This is a genomic window from Vibrio crassostreae (assembly GCF_024347415.1).
Lineage (GTDB): Bacteria > Pseudomonadota > Gammaproteobacteria > Enterobacterales > Vibrionaceae > Vibrio > Vibrio crassostreae.
Genome location: NZ_AP025477.1, coordinates 271,660 through 284,188, shown reverse-complemented (window position 1 = coordinate 284,188; position 12,529 = coordinate 271,660). Strand labels below are relative to the sequence as shown.

The following is a 12,529-nucleotide window of genomic DNA, read 5'->3' as shown; positions in this document are numbered from 1 at the left end:
TGCCTTACGTTGTTTCCTCAACAATGGAAGGTGATTATGAAACCAAGAGCCCAACACAAGCGCCAACATAGCGCGAGTAAAAAAACCGAACACTCACCAAAACACACCACCTAAAAAACAACCTGAACCACTCTTTGTTCTTGATATGCTCGACGGCAACGACTGGCGACATCTCGTGCTGACTTATAGAGACGCTAAAAGGTTAATCCAACGCACGCACCATAGAGGCTACACCCTAGAACCTTACGATAACCGCTAATCACTAGACCGCCACAAGCCTTGCCATTGCAAGGCTTTTAAACTCCGCCTCTCGTCCTGACTACCGCTCAGTTTTTCTGCTAGCGGTAATTTACGTTGTATAAGGAGCATCACCATGTCAATCAAAGACAAACTCAAATCTCTGTTATCACTATCAACACGTACTGATACGCTCTAATTTTAAGAAGATGTGAATTGATGCGTCAAGGACGATTAAACGGTGCGCGTTTTGCTATTCAATAGAAATATAACCCTTGAATTTATGGTTCAATAACGAAACATTTACAACTATGAAAAAAGAGCCTTTGTTATCAACTCTAGATTAAAAGGAGGACCATCCTCTTTTCTTCTCTCTTGATAAACATATCTGTCATCCATAACAGAACTGTCCACATCAACATAAATCGGGAGCAATGATGAATTTACAATAGTCTTATATTTACGATTAAACTCGTCGGTCACCTTTTCCTCAAACAAGAAGATATTGTGAATAGGGGCGTCATCTATTGGCTCCTCATTAAAATGAAAAACAGATAGAGCCCCTAAATTGCGATAGTTATGAGGTAAAAACTGATTTACCAAATTATTATTTATTCTCCACAGAATTTCAGATGTGTTACTTGCTATATCGATGTTAGAAACCAAAGCATGATGAAAAGGGAATGTGACAATATCAACAGCCCCAAGCTGAAAAGAAGGTTTTTCAGGCAGAAAAAATGGATTGCAACTTCTCATTTCTTTTTGCTTTGTCAATAAGTCAAAAGCACGTTCAAAGTCCAATTGGATGCGAAAATCGGTTTCATCAGCATAAGGTCCTTCAAATGTATTGATGACACCGCCACGCCTAACTTTATTATCATCTAACGCTCTAACAATAAATTCCTTCATCAACTGTTGTTCAATAACAAACAGCTTCCCCGGTTTGGTAACACCATTTTCGACCAAAGGGATTTCATTATAAAACTTTAATGGGTTTTCTGGTTTTCGCTTGAGAAAACTAAACATTGCGTGACTCCTAATACTGATGCGTAGAACACTCACCTCAATATACCCCAAACTTCCACCTAAGGAACCCATGCGCATTCTCACCATCTAGTGAAACTGGCTCTCAATCCACTCGATTAACACTTCACCACTCAAACTGCATAAGGACAAACTCATGCTTTCCATCAGCCCCCTAAAATCCGCTGCGGGCGCAGCGGGGTATTACCTAAAAGAAGAGCAAGACTTAAACCAGTCCACCCTATCTCTTGAGCAAGACAACAACGACAACTACTACCTTAAAGAAAAGAGCGCTGAGCCAAACAGCTTTTGGCACGGCAAACTCGCCGAAGAAGCAGGATTGCTTGGTAAGCCTGTTGACCAAAAAACACTAGAATCCGTCTTATCTGGGCACCTCGGTGACGAGACTATCAAAGGGAAGCGTGATGACCATAAATCAGGTTTTGATTTAACTTTTTCAGCACCAAAAAGATTAAGCACACTGGCACTTGTTGGAGGCGATACTCGCCTTATTGACGCACATACCAATGCGGTTAAATTTGCGCTATCTCAATTAGAAAAAGACGCAGCGCAAAACGTATCGATTAACAAAGACGGCGTACGTGAGTTCTCCAACACCGAAAACATGGCCTTTGCGGTTATTCTCCATAAGACCAGCCGTGAAAACGATCCACAAATCCACTCCCACTCTCTTGCCGCTAATATGACTCGCGACCAAGAAGGCGTCTTGCGCACACTGGCTTCCAGCATCAAACAAAAAGGCGGGGCAATTAATGGTACTGGGGAACGCATCTACAACTTCCAAAAATACTACGGCATCTTATACCAGAGTCAATTGGCTAAAGAGGCGCAAGAATTAGGCTATACAACGCGAGGCGTCGGCAACGGGCAATTTGATGTAGAGGGTGTGCCTCAAGTACTCATCGACACCTTCTCTACTCGAACGCAGCAAATCAACCAACAAGCCTTAGATTTCGGCGTTGATTCCCGCGCTGCGAAAGACGTAGCAAACCTCGACACTCGAAAACCCAAAACCTATGAAAGTGACTCCGCCCTAAATGCCAAATGGCAACAGCAGACGAAAGCCGCCGGATTTAACCCCGAAACCTTAGTGCAACATGCACTGCAAATCGCCAAGCAGCCCTATCATCCTGAGCACATCTCCCAAGACGCCTTTGAGCGTGCCATCGAACACCTTGGTCAACACCGCACTGCCCTGCAACTGGAAAAAGTCATTGAACGGGCAGCCTCAGAATTTACCAAAGGCGGTATTCAAGCCAATGCCATTGACCTAAAAGCGGTCGCAGACCAATGGATAAAAGAAGGGACACTTATCCCTCTGGCAGAGAAAGGGCAATACACCACCAAAGGCTTAATTGATAACGAGAAAGCGCTTATCGACAGCACCCAAGGTCGGGCACATCACATGCGTACCCACGTTGCACCCAAAGTCCTAGACAAGCTCGCTATTCCTGAAAGTCAGCAACGTATGCTTACCGACCTTTACCACTCCACCAAACAGTTCCACGTGGTGAATGTGCATGGCTCATCACAAGATATTGCGCAGCTGCTACTCAATGTAGGCAATCACAGTGGTAAACGCGTCCAGTTCGTCTCACAAAGCGCCAAAACAAAAGCGGAAGGGATGGAGAGCCTACAGCGACAAAGCAAAACGCTTGGCGCGTGGATAGCCAACACCTTCTCACCAGAGCAGCGCCACACCACCCACAGCTTATTGCAAAGCGATACGCCGCTGACCAATAAAGACGTCTTGCTCATCGATGACGCCAATAAGATGAGCGCGAATGAATTGTTAGCCCTCACCGATAAAGCCAAACAATCGAGCAGTAAAGTGGTGATGCTTAATCGCGTATCAAGCCGTCAGGGATTTAAAGCCAATAACGCTATCTCGCTGTATCAAAAAGGCAATGTGGAGAGTCATTCTTGGGTTGGCAAGCGAGCCAGCAACACCAACGTGAAACTGCATGACAATGACACCGATAGGATAGCGCGTGTGTACGCCGACCTCCCCGATAAAGCCAACACGCAAGTGATTGCCACCTCCGGCGTCGAGCAGCGGCGGTTAACCGAAGCGATACGGGGCCAGCTCAAAAATACCGGCGCCCTCGCCAGACACGAAACCACCCTATTCACTCAAACCCCTCACCACCTCTCCAAAGCGCAACAACCACTCGTTCAACACTACAAACCAGGCATGACACTCACCCACTGGGAGAAAAACAAACCTCAGAGTTTTGTCATCGCCAGTATCGATAAAGAGAGCAACACCATGACCGCACTCAGTAAACACGATGGACAGTCACACACCTTTAACCCGTCCAATCGCGCCTTTAAGCGCATGAAGATGCAAATCAGTAAACCGCAAAGTCTCAACATCGCCCAAGGCGAACGTCTTCGAACGCTAGGCAAACACTTCCCTGCCGGCTTGGACGCGAACCAAAGCTACCTTGTCACTCACCTTGACAAAGAAAGCCTCACGCTTGAGAGCAAAGGGAAAACGCAGCGCGTCAACTTAGAGAGCCTAAAAGACGCGCCGCTGCAATACGACTATGTTCACGGCGCCCACCATATTAAGCCAAAAGCCCATACCTTGCTGTCAGGCAAAGCGTTTACCTTATCTAAGCCCCTGATAAACGACCTGACTGAAAAAACAGAGCGCCTTGATATCTTCACCGACAAACCGGACAAAGCCCAAAGCGCACTTGAGAAAGAGCAAGTATCCCCATCAGCCATTGAGCGCGTATTGCAGACGCAAAATGTCAACGACCGCTACCTAAACGACGCCACCCAAGACTTGCTAAAGCACGATGTCAGTCAGGCACTATCGGCACTAGCAAAAGCGCAGAGCACCCCACTCCTTGAAAAAGCGGTCAGCTTTGCCCTGAACCACCTCTCAGAGCGAGAAGCGGCATTTAGCCAAAAAGCGTTAGTCGTGGAAGCGGTGCGCTACGCCTTTGAAGAAGCCGGTGGCTCTGTTACTAAAGAGCAGGTTGAAACAGAGCTAACGAAACGCAGCGACACCCTCTCTGCAGAGTACAGTGACGGCACACGCTGGACGACGCAAGCCGCGCTGGAGACTGAAAAGCGCATCTTGCAAAACATCACAGAGGGTAAAGACCAACATCAGCCTTTTGCGACGCCTAAGCAGGTGCAAGATTTTCTCGATACCAAGCCTCGCTTAACCCAAGGCCAAAAGGACGCCATCACCCTTATCTCAACCACCAAGGACAGCTTTGTGGCCATCCAAGGGTTGGCCGGCACAGGGAAGTCCACCATGCTTGAATCCAACATTGAACTTATCCAGTTAGTGAAAGAAGCCAGCCAGCAACCAGAGCAAAATGTCATCGGTCTTGCGCCTACGCACGCAGCGGTAGCAGAGCTCGAAAGCAAAGGCGTGAAAGCGCAAACCCTGGAAAGCTTGCTCTCTGACATCCGACAAGGAAACCGCGATGCCAGCGACTACCAACACACTTTGTTCTTTCTCGATGAAAGCTCCATGGTCAGCAATAAGCAAGCCGACGAGTTCACCGCACTGGTAAATCTCAGTCAATCCAAAACAGCCCTACTGGGCGATAAAGAGCAGCTGTTATCCCTCAGTGCCGGTAAGCCTTTTGAACTTGCCATGAGTCAAGGTCGCATCGAAACCGCTTACATGACCGATATGGTGCGTCCACAAAATGATACCTTGCACAATGCACAGCAAAATACCATTGATAAACAGCCACAAAGCGCTCTGGACAAACTTCAACGCCAAGCGCCTGACACTCAAGGCAATAACCAACATGTGATTTCCACGCTGGATGAAAACGATAAAAACCGACGCAAAGCGCAGCTGACCGCCACCGAAAAGCTGCCCTACGTTGTGGCAAAGGATTATCTAGAGCGCACCCCAGAAACCAGAGAAAGCACGCTTATCATCGCTTACACCAACAAGGAACGTGACACCATCACCAACTACATCCGTGTCGGGTTGATGAAAAATAATGACATTGGCAAAGAAAATATCATGGCAACCAGACTGCGCTCTATCGGGGCAACCGGAGAAGAACTCACCACCATGATGCCTTATCAAAAGGGCTTGGTACTGAGCACTAAACGAGGCGAGTACGCCACGATTACCCATGTGGATTCAGAGCATGGCGTAGTAACACTTCAAGACGCGAGTACAGGTAAGACAAGACCGTTCTTACCGCGTAACCGTGACCACCGTTTCACCACACTGTTCTCTTCGTCAGAAAAGCCACTCTCAACGGGCGATAAAATCATCACCCGCTTTACCGATAAAGACCGCGGTATCAAAGCCAACGTCGAATACCGCATCACGCAAGCCAATGAGGAAGGCATCAAAGCGCAATCCAAAACAGGGCAAACGCTCACCATTCACCCCAACGAGCTTAAAGATGGGCATTGGGACTACGCTTACAGTCGAACTGCAGACATGGCACAAGGGGCCTCCTATCCCCACGTCATTACCGCGATACAAAGCAAAGCCGCACTGACGAACCTGAGACGGGCTGGTATCGATGTCACCCGTGCCAGCCAGCACATCCGACTCTATACCGACAACACAAAACAACTGGTCAAAAGCTGGTTATCCAAAGAAAGTCATAAAGCCAGTGCGATAGAAACCCTCAGCCAAATCCCACCCAAGAACACCACCTACTTTAACCGTAATGCTCTGCCTCATGAGGACGTCCGATTCCAAAATAAAAGCGGTGACTTTGACTACAACAAATTTAGGGAGCACATCAATACGCAACTACCCAAATACACCGAAAGTCTCGCCGTTCAGTTATTAGGCCAGCCGAATCAATCCAAATCAGACAGGGATTACTTAACCTTTGGCCTTGGCCAATCCGCCACCAAAATCACCCTGACCGGAGCGTACCGTGGTTATTTTAAAGACTACACGACAGGCGAAAAAGGCGCATTAATTAACCTGATTATGAACCATAAGGCAATAAGCTACAAAGAGGCCATGAATGAAGCACACAAGATGCTCAACGAACCAGAAAAATACCAACTGGAGGAAAACAGCAAACATGAAAAATTGCTCAACACTACCCCAAGGCATATTGCACAGTTTGAACAAAGAGCCAAAGAGTACATTAGCCAAAGCCTGCCAATGGATGGCACATTAGCGCAAACGTACTTAAACAAGCTCGGTGTGAATAATATTGAAAATCACCATGTTAAATTTCACCCTGCGGTGTATTCATCCGAAGACAAATCCTTTCACCCTGCGATGCTAACCAACATCCACAATAAAGAAGGTGAAACCAAAGCCATTGAAGTGACCTATTTAGACACCCAAGGAAATAAAGATACCTCCCTAGATATTAATCCAAGAACCCTAGGAACAAAATCCAAACAATTAACCCACTTCCATCAAGGAGAGAATTTAAACACCACCATCATCAGTACCTCAATTGAAAACTCTTTTTTAATTCGAGACCAAACTCAAGGGCAGATTGATATTATTAATGTCAATCACAAGAACGACATTCAAAACATTTCTACCGACGAACTGAGGCAGAACATCATTATTGTATTAAACCACGGAAATCACGATTTAAACCCCAACAATATTGAAAAAATTGTCGAGAAATTTAATGGAAGAGACATTCAATTTATATCAGAAGACAACCTTAAAGGGGACATCAAATCGTGCCTTGATAAATTAGAGAGGGATAACAGCATACATGACATTGAATTCAGTGAAGCACACTCTTCTCATCAAGAGAATGAATTAGACACACTCAACTATAATGAAAAAAAAGAACTCGACAGCCAATCACTCGAACACTTTGAGCCAAAAGAACATTCACCTCAACAAGAAATGGAATTTAATCAACCAGAGAAAGAGAGCTATTGGGAAGACAAAGAAATCGACAGAGAGTTAGAGCGATAATAAAAGGGTAGCCAATGGCTACCCTTTTTTTTCGCCGTCAAGATACTCGTCGACGCTTTTATCAACCAAAGCGGTGTTGGATCTTCTTTGATCAATCGAATCCGATTTATTCTTATAATACCCCTCCCCATCAAAGCTATGCGCCAAATTTAAATTTAGCACACCTTGTACCTGCCTAACTCTACGATACGTTTCTTCCATCAACTCACGGTTCGACGGCCTTTCATCGTCACTGTCATTCAGTTTAATACGCAATGCCAATGTCAAAAGCTGACGAATCGCATCAGCATCAGTTAAACCCTCTCTCTTTTTAAAATTGCGAAAATCTTGCTCTAGCGGCCCCTTGATTGTGGCTTGTAATACTGTGCTTCTTGCCATTTTTAGATATTCTCCCACCAAATTGGGTTAATACGATTTAATGTATATTTAAATACGATATCATATTATCACAACCTAACAATCGCTCACAAACAAAGCCAGAAAAGGGCTAAATTGAAATCAAATACAAATACACTCACTTTCAAATCAAATAGCCTGTAAACCTTACCATGCATGGGTTAAATGGATATTAAATACATTTAACATATTTTTAAATACGATTTCAGCGGCTAATTAGTTGAGATTTTGAAAATTTTTTACACTCTACCCCCCCTTCATCATTAAATATAACTTTTTGTATTTATTGTCTTTATATTCTTAACAGACAACCATTCGCATTGTAATCAATGCGCCGTGGTGTGTGGTGAAGAATTGAAAATACAGGGGCATCTTGGGGGCGCTTTCCAATTAGTCTTTGTTTTCGCTAAGAGGCTAAATTATCGATGAAAAACGCCCCTATTGGAAGGGGTTGGGGTGTAGATTTGACCACACTGTTTTTACATTAACGCCAAGTTACTCTTATACAGGGGCACTTTCACCCCAAAAATACAGGCTAGAAATGAAAAAATTTTAGAACGCACCATCGCATCAAATCAATCAAATATCCATTATATACTGGAGGCATTTCGTGAACAGTATCTAATTATGATTTTCATTATAAACCCTTAACAAATATAAATTAAGAATACGTAACTATCTACTTACTCTGGCAATCAGTAACAAAACAATAATGGAATTCGTCATGGAAAGACAAATAAAACTATTTTCACTGAAGAGAAAAGGAGCAGCAGTCCCTAAAGTAAACATAATTAGTATCAAATCAACTTTCTCATGAGGACGAAGCTTAAAGGTTGGCAAATTACTATAGTCATTGTAAGTCATTAACTATTCTGGTTGTCATGGCGTTGGGCGGTAAGGCGTTATCCAAGGAAAAACAAGGCTTAGGTACGTAGAAAAGATTATCTGAATCAACGAGATGAAGGACAATTTCATGGATGGCAAAATCGACTGTCTCTTTAATCTGGTTCAGATCTTATCTCTCATCAACTTTGCAGACGCGCTCTGGGAGAGAAGAGTTGGGAGCTGCAATTATGCAAAATATAAGCTGACGAATGCCCAAGTGGAAGCTGGGAATGTATCGATAGGCCTTAGCCCGAGGAGTCAGGGATACTGATTACTTTAAATTGAAGATTAGACAAACCTCAATCCTAGAAACTCACTCTACCATTTACCCAGAAATCAAGCTCATCTAAGCGGAGAAGAGCCATTTAGGTATTGTAAACTCTGGTCGAAGATAACTCTCAGTCAAAGACGGCAAAGCAGAAAATTCATGGTAGTACTGCTTGTTTCTTTGGCGAGAAGAGCGTACCACTTTCGCAGTTGGCTTCCTCTTCTACGCCTTTCCATGAGTGTCGCAGTTATTATCTGAAATCAGGGATAAATGAAAACCAGCATTAATTTACTTTGATTAAGCTGATCCCAATTTAATCAATATTGAAAGGGCTAATTCTACAACTAAACAACTTACTCCTTCAGAAATTGGACAATTGTTCATGCCATGAGGCTAGATCCTATAGCCAATCGACCTAAATAAAAGGACCCATAGCTAAGCCACCGAAGCCAGAAACAGCAGAAGCCCGGTAGAAACATTAGCTTATTCTCGCTTTGTAGCCTCATTTTAATCATGCATAAGTGTACCCGTCTTTTCGCTAAATAAGCTCTACTAAAGTTTTTATAATAAGTTTTTTTATCAAACCAGTAATATTATTCGCAGAGCCATTTAACAGAAGATCGCCGGACTAACGCTAAAAACCTACTGGATAACACTAGAACGTATTGTGCATTATCCTCGAAAAACTAGACTTTTGGTGACATAACTAGCGCTATCGTAAAAACTCATTTCACTAAAATAGTAATCAATCAACTATCAATGTAAGAATATATCCTCCCGTAAAAATATATTTCCCATAAAATTCCTTCCCTTTTTTAAAGGTTTCATTTAAATCTACATTTAAAGATATTTTAAGTGTTTTTTCATTTGTATTTATATAGGTAAGAGTTGCTGAATCAAAATCAAAATAGTAATTAACTTCAGGAAAGATGGCTTTAAATAGGCTCTCTTTGGCCGAGAAAGCTAAAGAGAATGCAGTTGACTTAACAAAACCACATTTATTTAATAGATTTATTTCGGGCGGGCTTATAATTGATTGTTTCAAGCTTTCCGAAACTTCAGCATTCAGCGATTCGATATCAATGCCTATTCGTTTATACAAACTGTCTCTACAAATAGCGCAAACTGCTACTTGGTCGGCATGGCTTATGGACCCTTTTACACTTTCAGGCCATACAGGTGCTCTTTGATTACCAATACCAACTATCGTATTCGTATGTTCGAGCTGCTTTAATATTGAAATGGCCAGTCCCCTACCAGCCAAAAATTCTGCCTTTCTATTATGTACTGAGCCTGATATTTTCTTGTATAAGTCCCTCCCTAACAGTTTTACTGCTAAGGTATCCGAATAATAGATAGGGTCAAAATGACATTTAAGACAAACAATAGGAATGCCATCGAATTCTAACGTTTCGACAGCAGTAATAAATGGAAATATGGGCGTGCATTTCATAGATTTGAACATTCCATCACTTTGATTTAGTTATAGCAAAAGTGAATATAAAACATCTTGCGTATCAATAACCCTTTTTTAAGATGAATTTTATTTTCTGATTGAATTAAGTATGTTTTACCAAACTGACAGACCCAAAAAACCAATTCGGGCTATTAAGTACACCTACCAAAACGGTATTAAAGAGCCTGTTCATGACCATCAGGTTATTCAGGTTTTACACATACTGGAAGGGGCAATTCGAGTCTATGCCAAAGATAATTGTTGGGTCATTCCTCCATCTCGGGGCCTGCTGATTCCAGCAGGGGTACCTCACAGCTTAGTCGCGGTAGGCCGAGTTGAAGTACGAACTCTTTTCATAGATCCCTTAGCACGTGCTGATCTTGGTAATGAGTTAGGTATATTTCAAGTTAACCCGCTGCTTAGAGAGCTGATTAATGCAGCTTCTGATTTCTCTGATAATCTTACAACAGGTTCACGCGAAGAACGTATCAACGAACTTATTCTTGATGAGTTGCGCTTAATTCACCTCACAGACTTTAATGTACCCATGCCTTCATCGAAAGAACTTAAATCTTTCTGTAAACGTGTGACCGCTCATTTAGAGCGCCCCTGGGAACTAGCCGATGTTGCGCTCTCACTGAATGTGTCGGCACGAACTATTTCCCGTAAATTCCACTTAGAGACTGGTTTGAGCTTTGGAGAATGGCTCAGACATTTTAGGATACTTAAAAGTATGGAGCTACTGGCTAGTGGCTATTCTGTTACGGATGCAGCAGTAGCAGTTGGTTACGATAGCCACAGTGCTTTCAGCACAATGTTTAAGAAGCGTACTAGCATTTCACCAAACTCATTCGTTGCCTTCCCAAGTCTGGTTCAAGAAAGTGACGTATCACTGAACACAGAACAATCATCAATTGGATAAGTGCAACAAGCGAGCCTTATCCCTTTCTCGATACTATGCGTTTCTAATACGTCGGTACATCCTCCTCGAGTATTCCCTTCCACCCTAACCACACATGCGCCGCATAAACCATTCCTACATACTGAGTTGATGTAAGCACCAGCATCTTCGGCCAACTCCAGTATTGATTTTTCGCCATTTGCTTTATCACAAAGCACTTCATTATCTAGATGAACTTTAATTTGGGTTTCCTGTGCCAAAGGAGTTTGACTCATAAGTGAAAAATGCTCTGTGGCAATGTCACTCGGCTCAACTTTCAGAGCTAGAAGGTTACTGGTCATATCAGCAACATAGATACCCCAAATACAAGGCACCCCAATGGCAGCTAAAAACCATAAAGTGCTCATGAACTGACCTCATTTAACCTTTCACTGCAAATGCTTTCGACATTAGCTAACGCAGCATTAGCAAAGTCCGATAAAAATACTTCCAGTTCCTGTTGAGCCCCTGTTTTTGGCTCTCCTGCCATTTCCCACACTACCTTGCAACACGAGTCAGTAAGCTCTTCAACTCTCATGAGCTCCCAAAGGTTTCTGAGGTTCAGAGAAGTGGAAATTATATTGAAGTGCATTTTCATGTTGGAGTTATCTCTAAACGAGATTTGGTCAACAACATAATCACCCGAATCGAATGTCTTAACCCTAACCTGACCTAATCCTTCACCTATCATCTGGCATTTATTTAGCCCATCAGTGAATCGGTCAAATCTTGAAAAGTTTCCTACAACACTCCAGACAACACCGGCTGGAGCCTCAATCTTCTTTTCCATTCTTAAGGTTTTTGTTTGAGGAATGGCAGGATAGAAGTGTCGATGACATATAGTATTTTCCATGTTTTCTCCCTACCAGACGGGTATAGAACCCATCTGGTTTTTATTTTTGGCTTTTGTTACGCTGCTTTCGTGGATTCAGCGATTTCTTTAACGTTATTCAAACAGCTTCGGGCAAAGCCTTCGACAAACGATTCAAAATCAGTTTGGTTGGTTTCGTTATTGTAAGGTTCACCGGCAATATCCCAGATAGCTTCACAGTGGTCATTATCGATCTGATTAACTCGCATTGATGACCATAGATTTCCAATATCCATATTTGTGTAAATCAAGCTCCAGTCCATTAGCATACTTTGTTCATCACGGTGATTGAGCTGCTCTATAACGACATGCCCATCTTCAAATAACTTTTTACGAACGGAACGTGCCCCTTCGCCAGTCATTTCAATTCGTTCTAATCCATCAACAAATTTATGGAAGCCTGAGAAATCTCCCACAATTGACCAAACCTCAGCAGCCGATGCTTTAATAGTAACGGGGGTACTAATGGTCTTTGTATTTGGAACATTAATTAGTGTTGAGCGTTTTTCTGAATAATTCAT

The 12,529-nt window shown here is 43.1% G+C and carries 8 protein-coding genes and 1 pseudogene; 3 read left to right on the top strand and 6 right to left on the bottom strand.

Annotated features, from left to right (window positions below; genetic code table 11):
- Window positions 1-546: 546 nt before the first annotated feature.
- Entirely contained in the window at window positions 547-1,263 is a 717-nt protein-coding gene (locus tag OC193_RS17040) for a hypothetical protein (protein ID WP_048659849.1), read from the bottom strand.
- Window positions 1,264-1,417: 154 nt separating this feature from the next.
- Here OC193_RS17040 and traI point away from each other — a divergent pair, with 154 nt between their 5' ends.
- Window positions 1,418-7,192, top strand: a complete 5,775-nt coding sequence (gene traI, locus OC193_RS17035; protein WP_048659850.1) for a conjugative transfer relaxase/helicase TraI — start codon at window positions 1,418-1,420, stop codon at window positions 7,190-7,192.
- Between the two features lie 18 nt (window positions 7,193-7,210).
- On the opposite strand, the gene OC193_RS17030 is transcribed toward traI, so the two are convergent.
- Window positions 7,211-7,570 carry a hypothetical protein gene (locus OC193_RS17030; protein ID WP_048659851.1) on the bottom strand — a complete coding sequence of 120 codons (360 nt, stop codon included), beginning with the start codon at window positions 7,568-7,570 and terminating at the stop codon, window positions 7,211-7,213.
- Between the two features lie 1,027 nt (window positions 7,571-8,597).
- Here OC193_RS17030 and OC193_RS17025 point away from each other — a divergent pair.
- Window positions 8,598-8,823: pseudogene (locus OC193_RS17025) on the top strand (ISL3 family transposase); the annotation flags it as partial.
- Between the two features lie 663 nt (window positions 8,824-9,486).
- Here the strand turns inward: OC193_RS17025 and OC193_RS17020 are convergent.
- Window positions 9,487-10,206: a 4'-phosphopantetheinyl transferase family protein gene (locus OC193_RS17020; RefSeq protein WP_048666147.1), complete on the bottom strand. Its 720-nt coding sequence runs from the start codon at window positions 10,204-10,206 to the stop codon at window positions 9,487-9,489.
- 100 nt (window positions 10,207-10,306) lie between these two features.
- On the opposite strand from OC193_RS17020, the gene OC193_RS17015 reads away from it, so the two are divergent.
- Complete coding sequence (locus OC193_RS17015; protein WP_080968032.1) at window positions 10,307-11,119, top strand: AraC family transcriptional regulator; 813 nt, start codon at window positions 10,307-10,309, stop codon at window positions 11,117-11,119.
- On the opposite strand, the gene OC193_RS17010 is transcribed toward OC193_RS17015, so the two are convergent.
- From OC193_RS17010 to OC193_RS17000, 3 genes are read right to left on the bottom strand one after another with little or no spacing between them, the layout of a single operon-like run.
- A complete protein-coding gene (locus OC193_RS17010; RefSeq protein WP_057620393.1) occupies window positions 11,071-11,505 on the bottom strand; it encodes a 2Fe-2S iron-sulfur cluster-binding protein in 435 nt (144 codons plus the stop codon). The two genes, OC193_RS17015 and OC193_RS17010, sit on opposite strands and share 49 nt — an antisense overlap.
- Entirely contained in the window at window positions 11,502-11,990 is a 489-nt protein-coding gene (locus OC193_RS17005; protein WP_048666148.1) for an SRPBCC family protein, read from the bottom strand. The genes OC193_RS17010 and OC193_RS17005 overlap by 4 nt, the downstream gene beginning before the upstream one ends.
- Before the next feature lie 56 nt (window positions 11,991-12,046).
- Window positions 12,047-12,529, bottom strand: a complete 483-nt coding sequence (locus OC193_RS17000; protein WP_080968033.1) for an SRPBCC family protein — start codon at window positions 12,527-12,529, stop codon at window positions 12,047-12,049.

Excerpts from the sequence above, each read along its gene's own strand:
- OC193_RS17040 (WP_048659849.1), bottom strand. The coding sequence starts at position 1,263 with ATGTTTAGTTTTCTCAAGCGAAAACCAGAAAACCCATTAAAGTTTTAT.
- traI (WP_048659850.1), top strand. The coding sequence starts at position 1,418 with ATGCTTTCCATCAGCCCCCTAAAATCCGCTGCGGGCGCAGCGGGGTAT.
- OC193_RS17030 (WP_048659851.1), bottom strand. The coding sequence starts at position 7,570 with ATGGCAAGAAGCACAGTATTACAAGCCACAATCAAGGGGCCGCTAGAG.
- OC193_RS17020 (WP_048666147.1), bottom strand. The coding sequence starts at position 10,206 with ATGTTCAAATCTATGAAATGCACGCCCATATTTCCATTTATTACTGCT.
- OC193_RS17015 (WP_080968032.1), top strand. The coding sequence starts at position 10,307 with ATGTTTTACCAAACTGACAGACCCAAAAAACCAATTCGGGCTATTAAG.
- OC193_RS17010 (WP_057620393.1), bottom strand. The coding sequence starts at position 11,505 with ATGAGCACTTTATGGTTTTTAGCTGCCATTGGGGTGCCTTGTATTTGG.
- OC193_RS17005 (WP_048666148.1), bottom strand. The coding sequence starts at position 11,990 with ATGGAAAATACTATATGTCATCGACACTTCTATCCTGCCATTCCTCAA.
- OC193_RS17000 (WP_080968033.1), bottom strand. The coding sequence starts at position 12,529 with ATGAATTATTCAGAAAAACGCTCAACACTAATTAATGTTCCAAATACA.